The following is a 25,310-nucleotide window of genomic DNA, read 5'->3' as shown; positions in this document are numbered from 1 at the left end:
TACTTGATTATGTTATTCTAAAGGAAGAACAAAAGAAGCGGAGGTGCGGCCAAGAAGAGTAACTTCTTTCATAATTGAGGCAAAGAAAGAAGTGAAAGGCGAGGTCGCCGAAGGAATATAAAAGAAGCCTCATCTTTATATTCCTGGGTATGTGAGGAATACTTACATAACTGTCACGTAAAAAACGTGGAGAGCCGCTAAGTTAAAAGATAATTTTTAACGAAAACCTCTCCCAGTTTGAGAGGTTTTTATTTTTAACAGATAATGGAGGTGCCTTTTATTGAAAATCGCAGTTGTAGGTGCAACAGGAGAAGTCGGAAGAACTTTTTTGAAACTATTTGAGGAGTTTAGCCTTGCAAAAGATATAACTGACTTACGTTTGTTCGCTTCCGAAAGGTCTCAAGGTCAGTTAATTAAAGTAGGTTCAAAAGAATATCGAGTAGAGACTTTGACCGAAGATCATATGAAAGAAAAATACGATTATATATTTTTTTCTGCAGGTGCAAAAGTTTCAGCAAAATTTGCTCCCATTGCCCAAGAATATGGCAACACGATAATAGATAATTCTTCTCAATTTAGAATGGATCCAAAAATTCCTTTGATTGTTCCAGAAATAAACGGAGAGTTACTTAAAAATTATAAAGGTATAATTGCAAATCCAAACTGTTCCACAATACAAATGGTGTTAGCTTTAAATGGAATTTATAAAAAAATTGGATTAGACGAAATAGTAGTATCTACTTATCAATCCGTTTCAGGTGCAGGTAACAAAGGCATAATAGAGTTGTTCAATCAACAAAAAGGGATAGATGAGATAAAACATTTTCCTAAAATAATTAAAAATAACGTTATACCTTTGATAGGCGATGAACTAAATAATGGGTTTACTTCTGAAGAAGTCAAGATGATAAATGAAACCCATAAAATTTTTTCTGATAATAATATAAAGGTTTATCCAACAACAGTGAGAGTCCCAGTTGTTTATGGGCATTCAGAATCAGTTCTAATTAAAACTAAAAGTGATGTAGAACTTTCTGAATTAATTGAGCTTATAAATTCAACTCCCAATGTACAATTCACAGAAGAAATTATAACTCCCTACGAAGTGGCAGGCAGTGATACAACATATGTATCAAGATTGAGAAAACCCGAAAAAAATTGTTTTTTAATGTGGATAGTAGCAGATAACATAAGAGTTGGAGCAGCTACAAATGCCTTGAGAATATTGTTTAAACACAAAGAATTAAATATTAAAGGTAATTGAGGTGTAAGTGTTGAAAAAAGTGCTTCCTTTTACAGAGCAAGAACTTTTAAAATTAATAAGTCAAACAAAGACTCCATTTTATGTTTATGATGAAAATGGCATAAGGCAAAGAATAAAATCTTTAAAAGACGCTTTTTCATGGGCTAATTTCAAAGAGTTTTTTGCTGTAAAAGCTACTCCTAATCCTCATATTCTCAAAATTGTAAAAGAAGAAGGATGTGGCGTAGATTGTAGTTCTATGGCAGAATTAGTCTTAGCTGAACAAGTAGGTTTTAAAAATGAGGACATCTTGTTTACATCAAATGATACACCAATTGAAGAGTATGAAAAGGCTTTATCTTTAAATGCTACATTGAATTTAGATGATATAGGTCACATCGAAGCATTAAAACAAAACCTTAAAATTCCTGAATTGGTCTCCATAAGATATAATCCTGGAGGAGAGTTTGGCAATTATATTATAGGTAATCTTAAAGAATCAAAATTTGGAGTTACAAAAGAAGACTTGATAACAGGCTTTAAAAAACTAAAAGAATATGGAACAAAACGTTTTGGCATGCATATTATGGCCGTATCAAACGAATTAAATCCTCAAAACATTGTTAAAATCGCAGAAATTATGTTTAATTTGGCCGTAGAATTAAATAAAAATTTGAAAATAGATTTTGATTTTATTGATCTTGGTGGAGGATTTGGAATCCCGTACAAACCGGGAGAAAAAGAATTAGACATATACTTTGTTGCCAGCGAGATCAAAAAAATGTACGATAATATAATAATAAAAAACAACATCAATCAGCCCAAAATTTACATGGAACACGGTCGATATATAACTGGACCAAACGGTTATCTAATATCAAAAGTCTTACATATAAAAGAATCCTATAAAAAATACGTAGGAATAGACGCTAATTCTGCGAATCTTTTAAGACCGGCCATGTACAAAGCTTACCACCATATCACTGTTCTGAATAAAATATATTCTCAACAAGAGACAGAATCTTATGATGTAGTTGGTTCGCTGTGTGAAAACAACGATAAATTAGCGGAAAATAGAATTTTGCCAAAGTTAGGTGTAGGAGATACCTTGATTTTTCATGATGTTGGAGCTCATGGACATGCTATGGGGTTTAATTATAATGGGAAATTGAGATCTGCAGAATTTTTATTTACACACGAAAGAACTTTTAAAATGATAAGAAGAGCTGAAACTTTGGATGACTATTTTGCTACTTTAAAGATATAAGGTTGAATTTATAAGATACCAATTACAAAATTAGAAAATTAACCGGTAAATAATCTTTTGATTTTAAATGGATCCGGGGTGTAGCTCTTTCTCCCGTATCGAAGTGTCAACCAAGCTAAAGAACAGACAAAAGCTCAAAATTAGAATGTCGGAGACATTTTATAAAAATTTAAAGTGAGCAAAAACTAAAATTAAAGGAGGAAAACTCATGTTTAAAGGTACAGGTACAGCTATGATCACTCCTTTTAATGAAGATAAATCAGTTGATTACGATTCATTAAAATCTTTCGTTAAATTTCAGATTGAAAATCAGATAGACAGCTTAATAGTTTTAGGTACAACAGGAGAAGCTCCAGCTATTGAAGAAGACGAAAGAAGAAAGATCATCGAATTAGTTTTAGAAACAGTAAATAAAAAAATCCCAGTAATAGTTGGAACAGGGACAAATAATGCAAACCATGTTTTAAAAAACAACAAAATGGCTGAAGAACTTGGTGCTGATGGGTTATTAATAGTGACACCTTATTATAATAAAAGCACTCAAAAAGGATTGGTAGAATATTATAAATACATAGCTGAAAGAACCACTTTACCAATTATTGTCTACAATGTACCGTCAAGAACAAGTTTGAATATTTTGCCAACTACAGTAGTAGAAATTCATGAAAAAGCTAAAAACGTTATTGGAGTTAAAGAAGCGAGCGGAGATATTTCTCAAATTGCAGAACTATTTGCAATAAAACCTGATTCTCTCAAAGTTTTTTCCGGTAATGACGATCAAGTTTTACCAATAATGGCTTTAGGTGGCGATGGTGTCATATCTGTAACGTCTAATGTAGTTCCAAAAGCAATAGTCGATTTAACTCATCACCTTCTTGACAATAACTATGAAGAAGCAAGAAAATTAAATAATAAATACATGAGACTCCATAAACTCTTATTCAAAGAAGTGAATCCTATTCCTATAAAATATGCTGTATCAAAGATACATCTTTGCAAAAACATTCTAAGACTACCTTTGACAACATGTACCAAAGAAACGCAAAACATTATTGATGAAGAACTAAAAAGGTTGGGTTTAATATGAAGATAGGGATAGTTGGATATAAAGGTAGGATGGGAAAGGAGATAAAAGAGGTTTTTGAAGAAAAAGGACATCCTTTTGTATGGGGATACGATAAAGATGGAGAAACTTATAAAGATATACCTGAACTTATTATAGATTTTTCCTTGCCAGAAGTGTTAGAAATCTCCATTAAATATGTAAAGAATTTCTCAATTCCATTGATCGTAGGAACTACAGGACTAACTGACGAGCAACTCGAACAATTAAAGGATATTTCAAACGATATACCAATTGTTCAAAGCTATAATTTTTCGATTGGCATTCAATTGTTCCTTAAAATCGTAGATTTATTAAAAGGATACGAAGAAGGTTGGGATCTTGAGGTCTCAGAAATTCATCATAGATTCAAAAAAGATAAACCTTCTGGTACCGCGAAGATGATAGTAGAACATTTTAATAAAGAAGTTCCTATAAGTTCGCTCAGACTTGGTAATGTCCCAGGTGATCATACTCTTTATATGGCAAATTTAGGAGAAGTCCTTTCAATCTCTCATCGTGCTTTATCAAGAAGGGCTTTTGTAGAAGGAGTTTTAAAATCAGCTGAGTTTATAATTAATAAAGATAAAGGTTTTTATACATTTACAGACGTGTTATTCGGAGAAAATTATCAATAAATTTTGTCGATTTATATCCTTGTAAAACGTAGAGACATTCAATTGCAGTCCAGACATTTGAAATTATAGGACGGAGCCCCTTTCCCCTTATTCGGTACAAGTACCAAAGAAGTTAAAAGAATTAAGAATTAGCGAAGATTAAAGAGATACTTTAGAAACGAAGCGTTTCTAAAAACAAGGTTTTGACGTTATAACGGGTCCAGGGCAGAGCCCTCATTTTTCCTTCGCTACACTCAGTTAAGAAGTTAAAGAAATTCGTAGTTGGTAAGTATTTGATAGATACTTTGGAAATGAAAATTTTCAGAAAATAAGTATTCGAATTTAAAATGGGTTCATGGCGGAGCCCCTCTCCCCTTCTCTTTAGCTACACGCAGTGAAGAAGTTAAAGAAATTCATAGTTAGTAAGTATTTGATAGATACTTTGGAAATGAAAATTTTCAGAAAATAAGTATTCGAATTTAAAATGGGTTCAGGGCGGAGCCCCTCTCCCCTTCTTCGGTACAAGTACCTAAAAAGTTAAAAGAATTAAGAATTAGCGAAGATTAAAGCTGCAGAGGTATTTTTGAAAAAATTTAAAACTAAAATATTGGCAAAACTTAAGTTTTGGAATTTCTAAAGTGAGCATAGACTTTGAATATAAGGAGGACAATATGGATACAAACGAGATAATAAACTACATTGCAAATGCTAAAAAAAAGACTCCAATAAAGGTCTATATTAATGGAAATTTAGAAAATATTGATTTTTCTAATTTTGAATACTATGGAAATAACAATTTCGGTATTTTATTTTGTGAATTGAAAGAATTTAACACTTTCTACGAAATAAATAAAAATTTCATAAAAAGATATAGAATAGAAATGGACAGAAAAAATTCTGCTATTGCCTTAGCTGATCTTTCTAAATACAACGCAAGAATTGAACCAGGAGCTATTATAAGAGACATGGTTGAAATTGGTGATGGGTGCGTGATAATGATGGGTGCTGTTATAAACATAGGTGCTGTAATAAAAGAAAACACGATGATAGATATGAACGCAGTTGTTGGAGGAAGAGCTATTATAGGTAAAAACTGTCATATAGGAGCAGGAGCTGTTATAGCAGGTGTTATAGAACCTCCAAGTGCCAAACCTGTAATTATCCAAGATAATGTGTTGGTAGGAGCAAATGCAGTTGTATTGGAAGGAGTAGAAGTAGCTGAAGGCGCAATAATTGCTGCTGGTTCTGTAGTTATCTCAGATGTAGAACCATATTCTGTTGTTGCTGGTGTGCCAGCTAAATTCATTAAAAAAGTTGATGAAAAAACGAAATCAAAAACTCAATTGATAGAAATATTAAGAAAAATCGATTGATCTTATTTATACTTATGTGATCCGGGGTGAATATTCGTGAAGCTTATTGTACAAAAATATGGAGGAACTTCTGTAGCAGATGTACAAAAGGTAAGAAATGTAGCCAAAAGAATTGAAAGTAGAGTAAAAGAAGGATTTAAAGTAATTACAGTTGTGTCAGCCATGGGGGATACCACAAATAGATTGATTAATTTAGCAAAAGAGTTCGTTCAAAATCCTGAACCAAGAGAGTTAGACATGCTTTTAACAACAGGTGAGCAAGTTAGTGCTTCTTTAGTAGCTATGGTATTAAACGAAATGGGTATAAAAGCGAAATCTTTTAATGCTTTCCAATTGGGGATAATAACTACTTCTGATTTTAATGAGGCACAAATAAAGAATTTCAATAAAGATATCGTTTTAGGTAATCTTCAAAATTATGATGTAATCGTTGTAACAGGTTTTCAAGGTATTACAGAAGAAGGAGATTTAACAACTTTAGGAAGAGGTGGATCAGATACTTCTGCTGTAGCTTTGGCTGCAGCACTGAAAGTACCGTGCGAAATATATAGCAACTATGCAGGTATATATACTGTAGATCCGAAGCTCTACTCGCAAGCCAAAAAATTAAAATATGTCAGTTACGATGAAATGCTTGAAATGGCTGCTTTAGGCGCAAAAGTTTTACATTCACGATCTGTTGAAATTGCAAAGAAATTTAACATAGTAATATACTGTGCGTCTTCTTTTAGTGAGGAGGAGGGAAGTTACGTGGTAAACAATTATTCTGATTATTTTTTGGAAGAACCTGTTGTAACCGGATTGAGTGCTGATGATAACCAAACTCAAGTTACAATTTTAAATATACCTTCTGATATTTTGTTAGTAAATAAAATTTTTGAAATTGCAGCAAAGATAAATCTTAACATTGACATGATTTCAATAATAAATAATAACGACAAAATAAACTTTTCTTTCAGTATAGTAGAAAATGTAGCTGAAAACTTAGAAAATAAATTGAAAGAAATTTTAAAAGATGTCGATGAGAAAAGTATAGATTTCAAAAACGGTTTAGTTAAAATTTCTGTTGTTGGTATAGGAATGAGAAAAGCAAAAGGTGTAGCTTCAAGATTTTTTAAAGCGTTAAACGATATTCCTATTTCTCTGGTCACAACCTCTGAAATTAAAATTTCCTGTTTAATCCCACAGAAACATAAACAAAAGGCAATAGAAGCCTTAGTAAAGGAGTTTAATTTATGAGTTTATTAAAAATGTACGATGCATTTCCTTTAAAACTAGAGAAAGCAGAAGGATGTTATATATACGATCAAAATGGAAATAAATATTTAGATACTTTTGCTGGCATAGGAGTCGTTAATTTTGGCCATTCTAATCTCGAACTACTTGAAGTACTAAAAGCCAAAATGAGTAGATATATGCATTTATCTAATTTTTTCCTTGATGAGGATGCCGTAGAAATTGCTGAGAAGTTAATTTCTTTTACTGGCAAAAATGGGACTGTTTATTTTACCAATTCTGGAACTGAGGCTACAGAAGCCGCTTTAAAAGCTGTAAAAAAGAGAGTGACTGCTAAAAGAAACAAAATCGTGTATTTTGAAAATGCATTCCACGGAAGAACACTTGGTGCTTTATCTGTAAATGGTTTCAAAAATTTGAGAGAACCATTTGAGCCATTGATCCCAAATACCATTGAATTAAAATTTAATGATATTGAAACTCTTACTCAATATTTTCAAACGTTTGGAGAAGAAACTTTAGCTGTATTTGTAGAACCGATATTAGGTTCAGGTGGTTTAATACCAATCACACAGGAATTTGCCTATGCTATTGAATCTTATAAAGAAAAGTACAACTTCATCTTGGTTTGTGATGAAATACAGGCGGGTCTTGGAAGAACAGGAAAAATCTTTTCACACCAACATTTTAACCTTAATCCTAATATAATAACGTTAGCAAAATCCTTAGGTGGTGGCTTACCTTTAGGAGCTACTTTATTTTTAGAAAATATTTCTCAAGCTTTTGAAAAGGGTGAACACGGATCCACTTTTGCTCCAAATCCTGTAGCTTTAGCAGGAGCAAAATTTGTTTTAACCCATATACCCGATGTACTTGAAAGTGTCAAGGAAAAAGGAGAGTCAATAATTAATTGGCTACAAAATAAAAACTTTGAAAAGGTAAAAGATATTCGTGGAAAAGGATTAATGTTAGGAATAGAATTGAAAGAGGAAGATCCTCATCTTAAAGAAAAAGGTTTAGAAGTTGGCTTGTTACTAAATGTCCTTAAAAACAAAATAATTAGACTGTTGCCTCCTTTAACTATTAAAACCGAAGAAATTCAAGAAATGCTTAATAAACTGGAGTTGATATTGAGTTGAGTTTAAGTCCTTATGAAATAAGACATGTAATTCACGAAAATCCAGAATTATCTGCTCAAGAATATGAAACTACTCAGTTGTTAGAAAAAAACATAAAAGAACTTTCTCAATATTACAATGAGTCATTAAGAATTTATAAACCTCTTCAAACAGGACTGATAGTTGAATATGCGCCTTTAGATAGCAACGAATATTTATTATTTAGAGCAGATATAGATGCTTTAAATATTCAAGAAGAAACTGACGTAGAATTTAAATCGAAAAATGATTTCATGCATGCGTGTGGACACGACGTTCATACTGCGATATTGTATGGATTCCTTATAAATGTTTTAGAAAAACAAATAAAAAAGAATATACTATTCTTATTTCAACCTGCTGAAGAAAGTGGTGGGGGAGCTGAAAAAATTCTTAAAAGCGGTATATTAGAAAAGTTTAATATCAAAAACGCTTTTGCACTACATGTAACTGATGAATATCCCTTAGGAACAGTTGCTACAACTGCAGGTGTAATGTTTGCCTCATCAATGGAAATTTTTATAGATTTTCATGGGAAAGCCTCTCATTTAGCTTTTCCACAAAATTCAAAAAATGCTTTAAATGCCCTGAGGCTTTTTTTAGATTCAATTGAAAAAATCCCGAAAGATCCTCTGGTCCCATTTGTTTTTGGTATCGGAAAAGTATCTGCCGGTAGAGCTATAAATATAGTACCTGACAAAGCTAATCTTGAAGGTAGCGTTCGAACAACAAATTCAGAAAAGGCTTTAGAATATTTTCAAAATCTTAAGGACATTCTAAATGGTATCTTTCAAATTACAGGTGTGGATTTTAGTATAAGTCAAGGCTCTTTTTACACCGAAGTTCTGAACAACAAAGAGTTATTCGACAACTTTTCTCATAAACTTTCAGAAAAATTTAAATTTATCGATTGTGGCTTGAAAATGACGGCTGAAGATTTTGGATTTTTTTCTAAAAAATATAAAAGTTTAATGTGTTGGCTTGGAACTTCCAAAGGAGAACATTTCGGTTTACATACTCCTAAATTTTTACCGCCAGATGAAGCTATAGATTTAGGAGTAAAACTTTTCGAAACATTTTTAGAAGAGTAAGTCAATAAACAGATTTTATAAGGCATTGGGCAATCTCAAAATCATTTTTAGTAGTAAGCTTAATATTAGTTTTATAATCCTCTACAATATAAACTTCAAAACCAGCTGATACATAAATTGAAGCATCATCAGTAAAATATTCAAGCTTATTTTCTACTTCTTTGTATGCGTAAAAAAGCTTTTCAAAATCAAATACTTGTGGAGTATGGTGTAAATAAATATTATTCCTATCGAGCATTTTAAATAACTTACTTTCTTTTGCTATAGACATAGTATATTGTGCCTTTTCAGCCAAAATAGCTCCGCCTAAATTTTTAGCTTTATCTACAACCTCCTGTATCTTCTTTTTATCTGTGAAAGGTCTCACTGCATCATGAATAGCTACAAAATTTGGTTTTATTGGTAAATTGTTCAAGTAGTTAAGCCCAACAAAGACACTTTCTTGCCTACTTTTATCTCCGATCAAAATTGTAGAACATTTGTTTAGATGAGAAACTTCCATTTTCGATTCTTGTAGATAATCCTTATGAGTCACAACGATAAATTTATCTATTTCATTCGAATTTTGCAGCTTTTCTGCAGTTAATTGTAAAACTGTCTTATTATTCAATTTTTGAAATTGCTTTGGAATTTCGTATCCCGCTCTTTTTCCTTCTCCTGCAGCTACTATAATCGCATAGACCATCTTCATTCCTCCAATATCAGCATCTTTTACTTACCTTAGAAATTCAAAACTACCTCCCCCCTTCTGACTCTTACTAATTCTTAATTTCTTTAACTTCTTCGCTATGTGTAGCGAAAGAGAGAGGGGAGAGGGCTCCGCCCTGGACCCATTTTAAATTCAAATGCTTGTTTTCTGAAAATTATCATTTCTAAAGTTCCTATTTAATTTTTTAACTTCTTCGCTATTTGTAGCAAAAGAGAGAAGGGAGGGCTCCGCCCTGGACCCATTTTAAATTCAAATGCTTGTTTTCTGAAAAAGTTTCATTTCTAAAGTCCCTATAGTATCTTTACATAACACAAAAGAAAATACTCAAATTGATAGCACCTACTCTAAACCTGAGCCCGTGACTTTGTTCTTGTTCATAATTTTTTTAAATTGACACAACACTCCAATTGGAGTATAATATTCTTATAAGAGTTTTTTATTTTGCACAGTGATACTTATTATAAGGTCTGATTCGGCAGTTGCATACCTCGCTTTAATTTAAAAATCAAAAATAAAACTATACCCTGCACTTCAAGCATGCCTGTCCAATTTGGTAATTAATTAATAAAATAAACTTTTGAATTTAAAACAGGTCAAAGATGAATCAAAACCTCTAACGAAGGAAATTCCATACATATCAGACTTTCAGCCTGACACCCCTTTTACGAGGAAAATTAATATCGAAAAGTGCTTTTGAATTTAAATGGATTCAGGGCAGAGCCCTATCCCTTTTTTCACCGCAGCATACCAATTACGTTAAAAGAAATTCATAGTTAGTAAGGATTAGAATTATAGAGATATTTTTTTAAAAATTTAAACTTAGAATATAAATAAAATTTAAGTTTTAGAATTTCTAAAGTAAATAACTTCAGCATACTACAGGAGGGATAGTAAATGGATTCTATATGGATTTATATTATAGTTGGTTTCGTTGCTCAGATAATCGATGGAGCCTTAGGAATGGCATATGGAGTATTCTCTAACTCTTTATTGTTAGCTTTTGGCATTCCTCCAGCTGTATCGAGTGCATCGGTTCATTTTGCAGAGACCTTCACAACTTTAATTTCAGGAGTTTCTCATTTCAAGTTAGGAAACGTTGATAAGAGTTTATTTAAAAAACTTGTGGTTGCTGGTGTAATCGGAGCTGTTGTGGGCACATATATTCTTTCAAACATCGATGGAAACAAAATAAAACCCTTTATAGGAATTTATTTACTTCTCATGGGGATACGCATATTATTTAAAGTCATAAATATGCATAAACACTCGGATGAGAAAATTACAAAAAGAAGGCACTTCGCTTTTTTAGGCCTTGTAGGTGGCTTTTTAGATGCCATAGGTGGCGGTGGCTGGGGACCGGTTGTAACAGCAACGTTGGTTTCTGATGGGAAAAATCCAAGAAAAACCATAGGCTCAGTCAATGCCGCAGAGTTTTTTGTAACTGTTTCCACAGTAATTACCTTCACCGTTTTTCTTACTGCTTTTAATTGGACAGCAGCTTTTGGCTTATTAATAGGTGGAGGCGTCGCTGCTCCATTAGCTGCTTTGGTAACTAAGAAAGTACCCACAAAAGCCCTTATGACAATGGTGGGATGTTTAATTACTTTTGTAAGCCTTAGAATGATTATTTTATCCATATAATGCTAATACGGCATCAAAGAAATCTGTTATTTTGTTTACTTTTAGATTTTTGTTGTTAGTTATAAAAATACCTTTTTGAGCGTGGTTTGCATCATCTGGTCCCACATCATTTTCATGGGTATATAAGCTCTTACTTCCAACAGTACCTTGACACCTCAAGTAAAGGTCATCAAAATATATTATCAAATCGGGGGGAATGTTGTTAACGGCTTTGTATATGTTTTGTGGCTCAAAAACCTTTGTATTCAATGATTCCCCATTTTCACCTTTTATTTCTTTTAATTCTTGAATTAATTGATTTTTTAAAGTATATATATTTTTTTTATCGATCGTTCCTTGTGGTTCTCTATCTTTTATATTGAAAAATAACTTTCCATGATAACCACCATATCCCCATGCTTTGGTTTTGCTCCAATCGACTTTACCTTCTTTTATCAACCTATTTATAATCACAGGAGTTTGTGGATATTCTTTCAAAACTAAGTATCCTTTTTCTATAAGCCATTCATTTAGCGCTATGCCTCCATACATAGGTTTTATGCCATGATCTGAGACAATTATCACATCATAGTTTCCATCTATATTTCTTAAAAAATCTCCTATACAATTGTCCAAATAAATGTAATAATCTTTTATAGCTGAATTGTATATGCTGGAAACATATTTAGGATGTGTTTTATCATGTAAAGACCAAAAACCATGATGTATCCTATCACTACCTATTTCGATCATTATAAACAAGTCCCATTCTTTGTTTTTAGCTAAGTAATTCGCTATTGCAAAATGATTATCAGTCATTTGATATATTTGTTTTAAGAGTTTTTTCTTATTATCTGTTCTAAACTCTTCAACATCAAAAATGTAATGGCCTACAACATTTTTCAACTCATTTTTTAAAGCTTTTGGGTAAGTATAGTCAGATTTGTAAGAAGGAGTTAAAAAGCCCGAGATCATACATCCATTTATTGACTGTGGAGGATAAGTTAAAGGTACTCCCATTACAATGCTTCTTTTGCCAATATCGCTGAATTTATCCCAAATCTTTTTAACTTTTAAACGCTTGGAAAAAACTAAGGATAAAGAATTGTACCCATAATCTTGCCTATTTGTAAAACCATATATTCCAAGTTCCCCAGGGTCCTTACCAGTAAACATACTCATCCATGCAGGAATTGTTATCGGAGGAATTGTTGATTCAATTTCATTGTATATTCCGTTTTCCATTATCCTTTTTAAGTTTGGCAAGTCTTCATAAAATTCTTCAAAAACCAATTGAGGTGAAGCACAGTCTAATCCAATTATAATTAGCTTTTTGCCCATAAAAAACTCCTTGTCATCTTTTAAAACAAGTCATTCGTCTATATATCCTAAATTTTTTAGCCTCTTCTTAATCACTTTTATTTCATCTTCTGTGAGATTTTCTATTTCTTTACCTTGTTCTTTGTCACTTTTTGTTTTCTGAATCTCTTCAGAAGAAACTAAATCTCTTAGTACAAACACAACAAACTCAGTGACGCTTGAATATCCTGTATTTTCAACTATCGCTTTTAGCTTGTCATATAAGGGTTTGGGTATTTTTAATGTAACTTTATCAGACATGCTTTACCACACTCCAATTACCTTTTTCATTAACAAAAGCATATCAATTGCCCACTTTAAAATTTTAGGAAAAACACAATCAATGAAAACTAAAAAATGGGTAATCTCAAACCAACAATATTTTCATCATCAGCATCAAATTCACCAGAATATTCCTCAAGCTCATTTAAATCCCAATCAAAAACCGTTAAATAGCACACATTATCTTCTGTTTCACTAAACAAGGCAGGAAACCCTTCATCATCTTGTTGATCTTCTTTCTCTTGCGATAAACTGATTTCACTAACTACTGAGTACCCAGGTATATAAACTATATTCTGAATCTCATTTATGAAATCAAAAAAGCTATCAAACTCTTCTTCACTTGCGAAATCCATAGGAAAATCTATTGGAATTGATTCCTCTTCGATATCAAAACCTTCCAAATATTCTTTTAATTCATTATATAAATCTTCATCTTGTTCTTTGATTTTTTTAAGAAATTCATCTTTTGATTTTTCTGTAAAGTTGACCCATAGGATTAGCATCGGGTGCACATGATCATGATGAATCAAACCACTGTCTTTTAAAGTACCTATGATTGATTTATGAAATTCCGGATAATTAACGCTCATAATTTCCTCCTTTGATTTTTTATCATACTCATTGTAAGAACGCTCTACCTTTCCATTCCAAATAAAATTACTTTAATATCTCTTTTAGTTCTTCTGCCTTTCAACTAAATTATACCATACATTTAAAAACTGCTTTAAAAATATAACGGCCTTAACAAATAGTATACTTGTATCAACTTGGTTCGACCAGACCACGATCAAATTATAATTCTCTAAATTATATTTGCCTCATTTGCTTTCATTTTTTTGTTTGAAAGTTCTGAAACATAATAAAGCTCATTAAGCAACTCTAAAAAGTCTTTTATATTTGTTTCTTTATCTAAAATAATCTCTTTATTATTTTTATCAATATTTATTTTTAGATTGAAATCTTTTATCACTTTTTCTAACCTTTCAAAATCGAAATTTTGATAATTGCCTATTTTAAAAATGTTGTGTATCTTTTTCACAAAGGTCTTCCTTTCAGAGACATACTTGTCAAAATAATCTGTGCCTTTCAAAGTTATATCTTTTCCAATGACATTGTTATTTTCTTTAAGTTTATTGAAAAAAAGATCTTTTGATTCTTCATACTTTTTATAAAACTTAAACTTATTCTCAAAAAAGTACAACGTTCTTACAAACACAATCTCACCGATAATGAAGTAATCGAAATATTCTTTAGGTTTTAAAATGACTCCTTTTTTTAAAACTTTCAACATAGAACTTTCAAAAAAGAATGCCTTTTTCAGATCAAAAATATACCGCGAATTCAAATCTTGAAAGCCAATTATAGGAATGCCTACCTTTTCATCGTAATATTTGACTATGAAATCAAAACTCTTTTTTTCCTTGATCAAAGATTCATTTAACTTTCTTTTTGCCTTGTTATTGAGTATTTTATCTTCAAGCGTAGCTATTTCAGGAATTTCCGATTTTTCTAAATATAGAAACTTTTTATCAAAAATAGAATCATCGTACCTTTCAACTTCGATTAAATCTTTGGTTTTTATGTTATTCAGAAATTCTTCAATAGAGGTCTTTAGAATTTCTTGAAAAAACGGGTCTTGACTTGCTTTTAAATAATATAAACTTCCATTTTCGTTCAAGAAAGTTTCTGGAGGCTGTGACATCTCTGAGCTCGAAATCAAATTATATAATTCTTCAAGGACATCTTTTTTAAAAGTTAACCTTTCAAATTTGTTGCTGCTCATATTTATTTCCTCCATTTACTCTAAAACCTTATAAAAATGTCTCTTTGTAAATATTGCATCAAAAATAATCTTGCCCATTTTCGAAGGAACATATTTACCATATAAGATACATAAATTATACCATAATAGATTTTTCAATGTAATCACCATAATTAGAAACCACACTATACACACGTCTCCAAGTGTCGAACTGAAATTTAGGTCGCATCTACCCCTTAAATGAAGACGAATTTTACTTTCAAAATCAAAACCTTTACTATTATGGTATAATAGGTATTTTAGAAATGATAATTTTTCAGAAAATAAGCATTTGAATTTAAAGTGGGTCCAGGGCGGAGCCCTCTCCCTCTTTTTCGCTACACGTAGCGAAAAAGTTAAAGAAATTAAGAATTAGTGAAGATTAGATAGGAACTTTAGAAACGGAGCATTTCTAAAAATAAGCTTTTGAATTTATAACGGGTTCAGGGCGGAGCCCTCCTCTCTCTCCGTAGCTACACGTAGCAAAGAAGTTAAAGAAATTAAGAATTAGTGAGGATTAGAAGCAGAGAGGTATTTTGTAAAAAAATCAGCGCTAAAACATACATATAATAAGGATTTTAGAATTTCTAAAGTGGGTATTGAAACAACAATAAATGGGGGGTGCAAAATGAAAACTCCGTTAGTAAGTAATAAATTCAAAAAAGAAGAAACCCAGCTAAATAAGATATTAAATGAGTATCTTAATTTAGTTTATCAAAACCATATTTTGGATAGTGAAAAAATAGCTGAGATAAAAAAAGAGTTTGAAACTCCTTTTAATTTTGTTGCAATTGGAAAAGTAAAATCTGGTAAAAGTAGCTTTTTGAATGCCTTACTTGGTGTTAAAAAAGGTGAAGAAGAAATTTTTAAGTCAGGTGCTGCAGTAGAAACCTCCAAAATAACAATAGCGAGAAAAGGCAATAAAGAACCAGAAATAGAAAACAATGTTGTAATAGTATATAAAGATATTGAATCTTTAGAAGGAATAGAAATAATAGATACTCCTGGAACAGATTCTATTATGGAGAAACACGAAAAAATTACGTATGACTTCTTAGAAAACTGCAATTTAGTCATGTTTATCTTCGAAGCAAAAAATATATATACAAAAAGTGATTGGGAATTGATCAAAAAAATTGTATATCAATTCAAAAAAGACATTATCTTCATTTTACAACAAAAAGATAGAGCAAAAGAAGAAGAAATTGAAACCTCAAAAAAAGAATTAATTGCTAAATGTAATGAAATTGGCATAAAAGATCCCAAGATTTTTGTAACATCTGCAGCTTTAGAAATGGAATCTCAAGAAGGAAGCGGTTTTAAAGAAGTTAGAGAATATATCTTTAAAGAAATCGGAAGCGATGAAAAGAAGAGTATGAAGTTAAAAACGATAATAAATAAAATTCGTGATTCTATAACCAACAATGAAAATATCTTAGAAAAAGAAATAAATACGATAGAAGCTTATCGAAAATATTTTGAAGCAATTGATATATTCTTAAAAGATAACTATAAATTGTTAAAAGAAAATATTGAAAGATCGATAGGTGATCCAATTATAAATTATCATTCAAAAAAATTGGGGTTGTTGAAAAATAAAATTATAAGTTTATATAAAACTCAAAGTAAAGTGAAGGATTTAATTAAAGATGAGCTAACTCAATTCAAAAAAGACATAAATGAGATGATTAAAGATACACTAAACAAAAATTTAAACTATATTTTAAAAGATTATAGTAGTAGAATTGAAAAGTTGTTTTCTAAAGAAGAACTCGCTCAAAAAGTAAAGGATGAACCTTATTTAAAAATACAATTACAAACAGACATAGAAAAATATTTCGAAGATTTTAAGCAAGATATTCAAAGAGAATTAGATAAAGTTATAGAAGATACTTTTAAATCTATAAAATTTAAAAACAAGACCTTGTTTAATAGAATATACATAACAAGATCCATAACAAAAGCTATAGAAGAAGGGATTTCACTTCAAGAAAAAGAATTAAGTAGTATGTTAGATGTCTTAATCACTAACTTTATAAGAAATATTGACAATAAAACTAAAACAAAAATGCTTGAAAATCAAGATAATATTCAAAATAAAATAGATAATTTAGAAAAATACCAAAAAATAAAAAGAACCTTTGAAAGTTATGTAAAACAATTAGAAAATATCGAGCAAGCATCCTTTGTAGGAATTGGAGGAAAAAAGAATGTAAAATAAAACTAAAGGAATGAGATCAACGTATTTTTGTTAAAAACAAAACCTTCTTATTTATTCTCAAATAAAGGGGAACCAGTCAGTATTTACTGTTTTTCAAATTCAAACCATAAGCCGGGAATTGTAATATACTCTCAAGATAAGAAAAAAGAACCGTAATAAAGAATAGCACTTACAGGAAGTTTGGTAATGAACCTAAAGTATGTTATATTTTATCTTGAAAAAGTTGTTTTCCATACAAAAATAATATTATTATAGAGGTGGAGAAATGTGGCAGCAAAAAGGTTTAAGTATGCTTATTAGCTCAAAATTCAACTGAAAAATATAAAACCACCAATATATAGAATAATTGAAGTCCCTGAATATTACACTTTTTGGATTTTCATGTAGCAATACAGGATGCAATGGGATGGAGTGATTATCATCTTCATACTTTTTTCATGAAGGAACCTGCTTTTAAAACAGAAGTGAAATTGGGCATATCTTTAGAAGATTATGATGAAAATTTAATTTCTGAGTTTCTTATGAAAATTTCACAGTTTTTTACGCCTAATAATAAAAACGCGATATATATTTATGATTTTGGCGATGAATGAGTTCATCAAATCACTTTACGAGAAATTCATTCTGCTGAGAAAAATAAAGACTATCCTATTTGTATAGAGGGAAAAAGGGCCTGCCTTCCAGAAGATTGTGGTGGAGTAACTGCTTATTTAAGAATGTTAGAAATATTACAAAACCCTAAAAATGAAGAATATAAAGAAATTATAAAATGGGTTGGAAAAGATTATAATCCTGAATTTTTCGACAAAGAAAAAGTCCATTTTTCTGACCCAACAGAAAGATTTAACCAGGTATTTGAACCTTAATCTTTATTTTGGCCATTTTTTTCATTGTGGTTTCCAACATAATCACCCCTTTTTCTTTGTCCACTATAATATACTAACATCAATCAAAAAAAAATTTTTTATTTGTACATTCATATTATGATCGCTGGGCTAATGGAGAAAGGGCGTTAGACATGAGGTCAGTAGAAAATCAAGAAATACAGCTTATATCTTTGCTTTGATAGATAAGTTTAGTAAGGATTAGCAGATGAAATATATCAGTAAGTGAATTTAGGTGGGTAAGCAAAATATAAATTTGGTTTGGAGGGGGAGCATGTCTGTCTTTAGCGAATATAAAGAAAGATTTATTCTTGAGCCTAGAACGGGAAGCGGTTTAAGAAAATGCCAATTAGGTGCTATTTGGGCTCTGAAAAGTTATTTCATTTTAAATACACCTGAAGTAGCAGCTCTTATTAGCTTACCAACTGGGTCAGGTAAAAGTGCAATAATGATGGCGGCGTGTTTTGAGTTGAATCTTAAGAAGATTCTAATTATAGAACCTTCAAAAGTATTAAGAACACAAATTAGTGAACAATTTTATAATTTAGAAATTTTAAAGCGTATTGGATGCCTGTCAGAAGATTTCCCGAAAGTAAAAGTATTTGAGGTTAAGCATATTCAGTCAACAGATAAGTGGGCGGAAATTTTTCAAGAACACGATGTTATTGTTGCACACCCTAATAGTATATCCCCATATTATAAAAAAGTGTTTCCTATCTCAGCTGAACTTATAGATGCTATTTTTATGGATGAAGCACACCATTAAGCAGTTCCTACTTGGAAAGCAATTAACTCATATTATAATAATGTAAAGAGAATTTTTTTAACGGCTACACCATTTCGGCGAGATAGAAAAGCGATGGAAGCAAAATTGATTTATCATTATTCGCTTAAACAAGCTTTTGATGGTGGTATCTTAAGGCCAGTTGATTTTTTAGGGGTTAAAGCTGGGTTGGATACATATGAAAGCGATTCAATATTAATAGAAGCTGCAAAGAAAACATTCATTGAGCAAAAAAAATATAATCCAGTTTCCATAATGATAAGAACAGATAGAATTCATCATGCAGAGTACTTGCTCGAACGCTATAAATCTTCAGGTTTAAATGTTGATATTGTACATTCGGATTGAGAAGATCGTGATAATGTACGTGTTGTTAATGAAGTTAAGGAGGGTAAACTTGATGGATTAATAAGTGTTGGAATGGCCAGCGAAGGATTAGATATACCTTTGTTAAAAATCGCAGTATTACATGCAACACCGAAATCTATTCCTTATACCATCCAATTTTTGGGTAGAATCTCACGCCAACCATTAGAACAAAGTGGAAATGCTATTTTAATTGCCAATAAAGATGAGGTTAAAGGAGAGGTTAGCCGTTTATATAACTCTGATGGGACTTGGGCTAAGCTTGTACCACAACTAATTGATGAGAGCATGAAGAGAGCACAATATTATCGCTCTGCCTTAATCGATGAACCAGATTTTATCTTACCAGACTTAAATATTTATTTTAGCGCTCTTATTTATGATGTTTCCGACGACTTTTCATTTAATACGGACTTCAAAGTCAAAAGTGCATCTCCATATAGGGTTTCATATGTATCACAAAAAGACATCAATAGTCCGCTAGTAGTGATTACAGTAATTGATAAACCTATTGAGTGGGCAAATAGAGAAATTTATATTGAGAACTATCTAGATGTTCATATTCTGTACCACATTCCTGAAAAGAATCTTTTGTTTGAGTTGACTTCCAGTGAAGAAGCGCTTGATTCTTTTACTGAGAGCCCATATATAGGAAGTATGAGTAGGATTTCATATTCAAAGTTGTATAAAGCACTATCTGAATTTGATCACCAAAATTATATTATGGTTGGAATGAAGAATGCAGTTATGCCGGGTACCGCACACCCTTCCTATAAAACATTTATTGGAAATAGCGTTCAAGATACTATCCGGAATTCTGAGGGGAGGATTTTTGGAGTTGGACATGCTCTCATGAATATGGGAGAAAAGAAGACTTGGGGTATTGCAACTAAGAGAAGCAAAGTTTGGCCTATGAAGCGAGGTACCATCGATGAATATAAAATTTGGTGTGATAATTTAGCTGATTTACTAGATTCGAATATCGACTGTTCTACATTACCGGGCTTATCTTTTCTTGCAAGCGCATCTCCAATTAATAAACTTGAGGAAGCACCAATAGCAATACTTCAAGCTAATGTGTTTTATAGAACGGAGTTTTGATAATTAGTATAGAAGGTGGAAAAACGTATCCGAATGTTGTACCCAATATTAAGGTTCGATCATTTGATTCTACTAGCGGCATTTTAACTTGCGTTTTAACACTGGAATCATTCTCATGCCAAATGATTATGAACTTTAATAATACGTTATTGTGGACTGTTATTTCAAATAAGGCAATAACTATAAGATTGTTCAAGAGTGCAAATGATGTTATTACAGCAGATTTAGAGAAGATCATAAACACCTTCCCATCAACTTTAATTATGCCAAAAGGTTACATAATTGAAGGACGAACAAAGATTATTCATAATAGCTCTATTGAGGATATACCCGATGAAGTTTGGATAAAGAAAGATTGGAGCAATTGTAACATTCAATCAGAAGCGTATAAGAGAAAGCCGAATCCCAAAGAACTACCTGTAATTAATAAAACAATAAAATTTATAGAAGCCGACTTTGATAAACAGTCTGATATTCTTATTCTTGATGATGGTGCGCATGAAATATCTGACTTGATATGGATACAAGGCTCAAACCATATTATTCACTTTATTCATTGTAAACCATCTAAATCAGACAAGCCGGGTTGCCGAAAAAGTGACTGTGATATTGTATTTACTCAAGCAATGAGAAGTATTCACTGGGTATATTCGGAATTAATGTTTGAGCGTATTAAGGAAAGACTTCATGGTGAATCAAAAATAATATTTGGATCTTAGCAGTTATTGGATGAAATTGCAGCAACTTTTAAAGTAAATCAATGGAAGTGCAAAATAATTGTTGCTCAACCAGGTTTTGATATTGATAAAGTATCTAATAAAAAGCTAAGTAACAATAATGTTTATGAATTAGCAATTCCTACGTATAAGAGAATTACAGCAGGATTGGCTGACTTTGAAATATGGGGAAATCAAAAAAATCATAGTTGATATGCTTCCTTGAACGGCGGTTTTTCAAAAATTAGCCAAAAAGCTATTGACATGTTCCCACATACAGATGGTTTCTAAAATAGCCCACAGACATCAATTCCATCAACTCGCGCCACGTTGAGACGGTAGTATTAATGTCAAGGGTTGAGGAAAAATGAGCCCGGAATCCCTTGATTTATAGACGTTTCGGTAATCGGGATTAAGTAGGCATCAGATTTTCGGACTTGTCCGTGGGAACGTATCAACGTTGGTAGCATTTTTCAGAAAAGACAGAAAATGTGATGGGGTTGAGTAGCAAGGATAGATGTCAAGGGTTGAGGCGCTAAGATAAATGTTTTTCGGGTGTTGAGTGTCAAGGATGGATGTCAAGGCTGGGAAGTTATATTAGCGCAGAGCACGGGCAAAAAATATATTTAGGCAAATAAAGGGGGCTTTTTCAATTATGAGATTAGAAAACTTCATAAGAAGTGTAAAACAAAAAAGCGAGGACATGGGCTTTTGCTTCGATTCTCAACCTAGGAAGGTGAAGAATGCGGTATGGCGCAAAAACATCCATCCAGAAAAAGAAGAAGATTTCAGGAAGGGTGCTTATTTTGGATTGGTTAATGCTAATGAAGAGTCGACCGGCGCATACAGTGATTTTAGTTTAGTTATTTTTCCGAATGCGGAATGTACTCACTTTGTTATCGCCCTTGCTGTTGGCTCTCTTGGATTTAATAAGGATTACACTGTAGCAACTCTGCCTTGGCTGAGAAGACTTTTTTCCAGGCTTCGTGATAGGAAATATGCTGGCAAACAATTTTTTAAGGTGGATTTCTCTGATATTGAGACTTCTTCAGCCGTCATAAATCATTTAGAGGATGTTGATGATTTGCGCGAAGTTATAGGTAAATATCAAACAGTACTTTCTGCTTGTCAGATTGTTGAAATACAGAATGGTGCAGAAGAAGAGGCACTTGAAATTGTCTGGCAATGGTTAGCTACCTATGCCACTTTCAGGAATGTTGGAAATAACAAAAAGCAGAGAGACGAAATAAATAAATATCTTCCGGCAATTAAGGATTTAGATGATTATACAGAGGCTGCCATCTATCAGCAACTTTTAAATGAAAGGTTCATAGTTCTCCAAGGAGCCCCTGGAACAGGAAAAACATGGACCGCGAACAAGATCGGTGAGCTGCATTTCAGCGGTGAGACAGGAAAGACTTATTTTGAACAATTTCATGCTGAAACGGCGTATTCTGATTTTGTATATGGAATTAAACCCAAGACAACAGGAGATAATTTATCATATGAAGAGCATTACGGAATTCTGTGGGACGCTATTGAGTATGCACATGAATCAGGCAAAGCAACTTTATTGATCATTGATGAAATTAATAGAGCCAACCTGTCAAACGTTCTTGGACCAATATTTTATTTGTTTGAAAAGAATGCGGGGCACAGGCAGAATGTGGTAAAAATTGGGAACAAGGAAATCACCAAGCTACCTGAGAATTTATATGTAATAGCAACCATGAATACTGCTGACCGTAGTTTGGCTGTAGTGGACTTCGCGCTTAGGCGCCGTTTTTCTTGGATCACTCTGAGGCCTCATGTGATTGAAGTCCAGGGAGATAATTTGTTTTTAACTGATGAATTCAATCGTTTTTCTGAAATATTTAGCAGGTATGCGTCAAGTGAAGAACTAAATTTGCAGCCGGGACAATCATATTTTGTCGCTAAAAGCGAGGATGCATGGAGGCAACGTTTAAGATATGAACTGGTCCCTTTGATGAAGGAATATTTTGACGAGGGCTATTTAAAGAACGCTGTATCAGAATTTAGTGACTACGTATACGATAAATTAGGAATCGATTTATATGAGTGACAACACGGTTTTAACGCTTCAAGTTCTAAGCAGTGATGGCTTTTCGATGGATAAGTTGAAAAATTTGCTGTCTGGAGATAAGCGGAGATTTGAAAGAGATATCCAAAAGCTTATAAGCCTTAATAGAAAGGCGTTTGATTTTCTCGGTATTGAAGCACGAGGAAACTATGATGATAGCTTCAACTATTCACTGCGTCTAGCTTCTTCGGAGTATTCAGGGGTAATTCCTATTCGTTCTGCTGGTAGTGGCTTGGTTAGCGGTTATCTTAAAGTTACAGGTCGCTACGGAGAAGAAATAGATGATATCCTTCCCCTTCTTCGCGATGAAAATTTTACGCCAGAATTTGATGATTCTATGCCTATTAGCATTGATGCGGCAGTAGCTCCGCCAAAGTATATCGAATGCGCAAAATATATAGACATTTATGAACAGGCGGAGCGTTTCCATTGGCAGAAGTTTTCTAATAGAAACCTTACGCAATCTCGACCGCGGAACACTGATTGGGTTCGATATTCATTAGACTCCTTTGATCCTGCCAATGCGCTTAAATATCCTAACAAAATCAATCTTTTGACTACCGATCATATCGAATGGATGGTTCTTCAGTATGTACTGGATTTAGCAATTTCAGAGCTAAAGTCTTTAAAAACGCCGATTTCATTGAGAATGCATTATGCTAATGATTTGAAGAGACTCGGGCGCTGCTATGATAAAGGTGCAATAATTCCGGCAGATCATATAACTATACACTCTTCGGATCCAATGATTATTAAGGAACTAAAGAATATTGCAAATCTAATTCTTGCGAATTCATCAGATATTCGATGTGCGTGGAGGATAGATTATTCTCGGTTCTTTGAGCGATACATACAGTATCTTTTTACGCTATTGGCTCATAAAAGAGGAACAAGAATCGTAAATAATCCGCACTATAGCATTAGTGGAAAGAAACCCGCATGGGCGTTGAAGTATTTAGAGCCCGATATAGTGATGATTAAAGAAGGCAATCAAGTTATCGTTGATGCAAAATACAAGTCTCATATGTACAATTGGGATAGTAATTCCGAAGAATTACATAATACGTTTCAGGAGGATTTTCACCAGGTGCTAGCATATTCTTCATTCAACACTATGCAAAGAAAGAAGACAATTATTGCATATCCATACAATGAATTTAGGTGTTATTCAACCACAGCTCATAGCAGCCTTAATGAATGTGAGAATGTGACCTATCTTATGGGAATACCTATTTCAAAAGCCATGATTCCTGAAGTTGTTGATTCTCTTCAAGAAATTATATAAAAAGGAAACAAAAACAGATCTCCATCTTCGGAAATTCACGGTGGTGAGAAGTTTTTTTATTCTGTAATATTCACGCTCACGTTGGACTTAAATTCCATTGTAAGGTGGTCGGCGAAGACAGTGATTCTCTCGATGAGCCTTCTGAGCAGAGCCTCGTCAAATTCCGTGATGTTGGTTTCCTTCTGACCAATGAAGTTCTGCAGTTCTTTGATCCGGTTCATGGCTTCTTCACGGCTTTGGCTGTCGATCTCGGACTTTTCTTTCTGATCCCGAAGTTGGAAGATCTCGTTAACGATGGCGTCGTAGTCCAGCTTGTTACTAGCTTTCTTGATGAGCTCCTCCTAAAGTTCCTCCAGTCTTGCCAGAATTCATTTCATCTAGTGAAATGGCGTCGGGCATTAACCACAGCCTTGACGATGTTCTCTTGCAGGGTATTAAAGAATTCATTAGAAAAAAGAGATATTGGAAGCGATATGAACCTACCTAAGATAAGGACAGGCACTGGGCCGAAATTTGTATCTAAGATATTTGAAGAAACAGTAGAAAAATTAGGCATGATACATGAAAGGATACCAGATGGGTTTTATGGAGCATTCATTAGCAACGGTATGAGAATCAAAGAATTCAGTGCAAAATGTCCAAAATTAGTGGGCTAAACCGTTCCAAAAGCAATCGGAGAAGAGAAGAGCTCTCAGCCTGACTTGACTCTTTCCGTTAGTTCAGAAGCAAAATTACTATTGAAACAGGTTGCCAAAGAAGGCGGCTATGTTCTCAAGGTCTCTGATTTATCAGTGAGTACACAAATTCAGGCTCCTGACTTTGACAGTTACATGAATGTAATATTCTTAAAATAGGCATGAATATTTGAAAAGATTCGATTTTGCCTTTTCTTTTTTTATTGAAAGTGTCATCACATCGTGTGTTTTTCCTTTGTTTATCAGCGTTTTAATCTTTCCCTTGGCTTTGTTTCACTCTAACTGTTTTACCTCCTT

General features: G+C 32.7%; 23 protein-coding genes, 1 pseudogene and 1 riboswitch. Of the genes and pseudogenes, 19 read left to right on the top strand and 5 right to left on the bottom strand.

The window, feature by feature from the left end; translation table 11 throughout:
- Positions 1-30: 30 nt before the first annotated feature.
- A riboswitch (Lysine riboswitch) is annotated at positions 31-205 on the top strand.
- A 75-nt stretch (positions 206-280) separates the two neighbouring features.
- From X924_RS06485 to X924_RS06450, 8 genes are all read left to right on the top strand, one after another.
- A complete protein-coding gene (locus tag X924_RS06485; RefSeq protein WP_121958124.1) occupies positions 281-1,264 on the top strand; it encodes an aspartate-semialdehyde dehydrogenase in 984 nt (327 codons plus the stop codon).
- Positions 1,265-1,271: 7 nt separating this feature from the next.
- Positions 1,272-2,510 carry a diaminopimelate decarboxylase gene (lysA, locus tag X924_RS06480; protein ID WP_121958123.1) on the top strand — a complete coding sequence of 413 codons (1,239 nt, stop codon included), beginning with the start codon at positions 1,272-1,274 and terminating at the stop codon, positions 2,508-2,510.
- A gap of 208 nt (positions 2,511-2,718) precedes the next feature.
- Complete coding sequence (gene dapA / locus X924_RS06475) at positions 2,719-3,597, top strand: 4-hydroxy-tetrahydrodipicolinate synthase (protein ID WP_121958122.1); 879 nt, start codon at positions 2,719-2,721, stop codon at positions 3,595-3,597.
- The gene (locus X924_RS06470) at positions 3,594-4,250 is read left to right on the top strand and encodes a 4-hydroxy-tetrahydrodipicolinate reductase (RefSeq protein WP_121958121.1); all 657 of its coding nucleotides are present in this window, start codon (positions 3,594-3,596) and stop codon (positions 4,248-4,250) included. The genes dapA and X924_RS06470 overlap by 4 nt, the downstream gene beginning before the upstream one ends.
- A 650-nt stretch (positions 4,251-4,900) precedes the next feature.
- Complete coding sequence (gene dapD / locus X924_RS06465; RefSeq protein ID WP_121958120.1) at positions 4,901-5,602, top strand: 2,3,4,5-tetrahydropyridine-2,6-dicarboxylate N-acetyltransferase; 702 nt, start codon at positions 4,901-4,903, stop codon at positions 5,600-5,602.
- A 36-nt stretch (positions 5,603-5,638) separates the two neighbouring features.
- Positions 5,639-6,841: an aspartate kinase gene (locus tag X924_RS06460; RefSeq protein WP_121958119.1), complete on the top strand. Its 1,203-nt coding sequence runs from the start codon at positions 5,639-5,641 to the stop codon at positions 6,839-6,841.
- Positions 6,838-7,977, top strand: a complete 1,140-nt coding sequence (locus X924_RS06455) for an aspartate aminotransferase family protein (RefSeq protein WP_121958118.1) — start codon at positions 6,838-6,840, stop codon at positions 7,975-7,977. The genes X924_RS06460 and X924_RS06455 overlap by 4 nt, the downstream gene beginning before the upstream one ends.
- Complete coding sequence (locus X924_RS06450; protein WP_121958117.1) at positions 7,974-9,086, top strand: amidohydrolase; 1,113 nt, start codon at positions 7,974-7,976, stop codon at positions 9,084-9,086. Before X924_RS06455 ends, X924_RS06450 begins: the two co-directional genes overlap by 4 nt.
- 1 nt (position 9,087) lies before the next feature.
- Here the strand turns inward: X924_RS06450 and ispD are convergent, their stop codons facing one another.
- Positions 9,088-9,771: a 2-C-methyl-D-erythritol 4-phosphate cytidylyltransferase gene (gene ispD / locus X924_RS06445; protein WP_158245338.1), complete on the bottom strand. Its 684-nt coding sequence runs from the start codon at positions 9,769-9,771 to the stop codon at positions 9,088-9,090.
- A gap of 918 nt (positions 9,772-10,689) precedes the next feature.
- Here ispD and X924_RS06440 point away from each other — a divergent pair.
- Positions 10,690-11,436 (top strand): sulfite exporter TauE/SafE family protein, encoded by a 747-nt coding sequence (locus tag X924_RS06440; RefSeq protein WP_121958115.1) that lies wholly within the window; start codon positions 10,690-10,692, stop codon positions 11,434-11,436.
- Here X924_RS06440 and X924_RS06435 read toward each other — a convergent pair.
- The 4 genes from X924_RS06435 to X924_RS06420 all read right to left on the bottom strand — a co-directional run bounded on the left by X924_RS06435 (position 11,425) and on the right by X924_RS06420 (position 14,842).
- Complete coding sequence (locus tag X924_RS06435) at positions 11,425-12,756, bottom strand: alkaline phosphatase family protein (protein ID WP_121958114.1); 1,332 nt, start codon at positions 12,754-12,756, stop codon at positions 11,425-11,427. The two genes, X924_RS06440 and X924_RS06435, sit on opposite strands and share 12 nt — an antisense overlap.
- 30 nt (positions 12,757-12,786) lie before the next feature.
- Positions 12,787-13,035 (bottom strand): ribbon-helix-helix domain-containing protein, encoded by a 249-nt coding sequence (locus X924_RS06430; protein ID WP_121958113.1) that lies wholly within the window; start codon positions 13,033-13,035, stop codon positions 12,787-12,789.
- An 89-nt stretch (positions 13,036-13,124) separates the two neighbouring features.
- Positions 13,125-13,649 carry a hypothetical protein gene (locus X924_RS06425; RefSeq protein WP_121958112.1) on the bottom strand — a complete coding sequence of 175 codons (525 nt, stop codon included), beginning with the start codon at positions 13,647-13,649 and terminating at the stop codon, positions 13,125-13,127.
- Positions 13,650-13,861: 212 nt separating this feature from the next.
- A complete protein-coding gene (locus X924_RS06420; RefSeq protein ID WP_158245337.1) occupies positions 13,862-14,842 on the bottom strand; it encodes a Kiwa anti-phage protein KwaB-like domain-containing protein in 981 nt (326 codons plus the stop codon).
- 646 nt (positions 14,843-15,488) lie between these two features.
- On the opposite strand from X924_RS06420, the gene X924_RS06415 reads away from it, so the two are divergent.
- The 10 genes and pseudogenes from X924_RS06415 (at position 15,489) to X924_RS10480 (ending at position 24,974) form a co-directional block, all read left to right on the top strand.
- Positions 15,489-17,081, top strand: a complete 1,593-nt coding sequence (locus X924_RS06415) for a dynamin family protein (RefSeq protein WP_121958110.1) — start codon at positions 15,489-15,491, stop codon at positions 17,079-17,081.
- Between the two features lie 401 nt (positions 17,082-17,482).
- A pseudogene (locus tag X924_RS10320) lies at positions 17,483-17,947 on the top strand (plasmid pRiA4b ORF-3 family protein).
- Positions 17,948-18,239: 292 nt separating this feature from the next.
- Positions 18,240-18,731 (top strand): DEAD/DEAH box helicase family protein, encoded by a 492-nt coding sequence (locus tag X924_RS06400; RefSeq protein WP_121958107.1) that lies wholly within the window; start codon positions 18,240-18,242, stop codon positions 18,729-18,731.
- A 93-nt stretch (positions 18,732-18,824) separates the two neighbouring features.
- A complete protein-coding gene (locus X924_RS06395) occupies positions 18,825-19,097 on the top strand; it encodes a hypothetical protein (protein WP_121958106.1) in 273 nt (90 codons plus the stop codon).
- Between the two features lie 72 nt (positions 19,098-19,169).
- Entirely contained in the window at positions 19,170-20,216 is a 1,047-nt protein-coding gene (locus X924_RS06390; protein WP_121958105.1) for a hypothetical protein, read from the top strand.
- Positions 20,213-20,935, top strand: coding sequence for a hypothetical protein (locus X924_RS06385; RefSeq protein WP_121958104.1), 723 nt, complete (start codon positions 20,213-20,215; stop codon positions 20,933-20,935). The genes X924_RS06390 and X924_RS06385 overlap by 4 nt, the downstream gene beginning before the upstream one ends.
- Positions 20,936-20,941: 6 nt before the next feature.
- The gene (locus X924_RS06380; protein WP_121958103.1) at positions 20,942-21,145 is read left to right on the top strand and encodes a hypothetical protein; all 204 of its coding nucleotides are present in this window, start codon (positions 20,942-20,944) and stop codon (positions 21,143-21,145) included.
- 442 nt (positions 21,146-21,587) lie between these two features.
- Positions 21,588-23,015, top strand: a complete 1,428-nt coding sequence (locus X924_RS06375) for an McrB family protein (protein WP_121958102.1) — start codon at positions 21,588-21,590, stop codon at positions 23,013-23,015.
- Between the two features lie 46 nt (positions 23,016-23,061).
- Positions 23,062-24,318: a hypothetical protein gene (locus X924_RS06370; RefSeq protein WP_158245336.1), complete on the top strand. Its 1,257-nt coding sequence runs from the start codon at positions 23,062-23,064 to the stop codon at positions 24,316-24,318.
- A 104-nt stretch (positions 24,319-24,422) separates the two neighbouring features.
- Positions 24,423-24,974: a hypothetical protein gene (locus tag X924_RS10480; RefSeq protein ID WP_121958100.1), complete on the top strand. Its 552-nt coding sequence runs from the start codon at positions 24,423-24,425 to the stop codon at positions 24,972-24,974.
- Positions 24,975-25,310 lie beyond the last annotated feature (336 nt).

This window comes from Petrotoga sp. 9PWA.NaAc.5.4 (genome assembly GCF_002895485.1).
Lineage (GTDB): Bacteria > Thermotogota > Thermotogae > Petrotogales > Petrotogaceae > AZRK01.
Note: the sequence above shows the minus strand (reverse complement) of the source record. Positions and strands in the feature narration are given on the sequence as shown.